Genomic DNA, 331 nt, shown 5'->3' on the forward strand with positions numbered 1-331 from the left:
GGTGGACGCGGCGGGCAATGAAGGCCCGCAGGTAAGCGGTACGGCGGATGCGGCGTGGGACTTCAGCGTCCTGACCAGCGCCCCGGCGCAGCCGGCGATTGAAAACGTGGTGGACGACTACAGCCAGGGCGAGGATGCGGACAGCGGCTTCCTGCAGAAGGGCCAGTTCACCAACGACGGCACGCTGACGCTGAACGGCACCGCGGGCGCGGGGCTGACGGTCATCGTGTGGGCCACTGATGCGGACGGCAACCGGGTAAACGCGGGGTCGGGCGTGGCGGATGACAACGGCCGCTGGAGCATTACCACGGCGGCGCTGGGCGAGGACGGG

The 331-nt window shown here is 69.8% G+C and carries 1 protein-coding gene; it reads left to right on the plus strand.

Going from position 1 to position 331, the window contains the following annotated elements; all coding sequences use genetic code 11:
* Positions 1–331, plus strand: a 331-nt coding sequence (locus tag OK409_RS21590) for an Ig-like domain-containing protein (RefSeq protein WP_264367518.1), incomplete at both ends; no start/stop codon positions are given.

Origin of the sequence: Pantoea sp. RG18 (assembly GCF_025910075.1) — a bacterium.
GTDB classification, from domain to species: Bacteria; Pseudomonadota; Gammaproteobacteria; order Enterobacterales; family Enterobacteriaceae; genus Pantoea; species Pantoea agglomerans.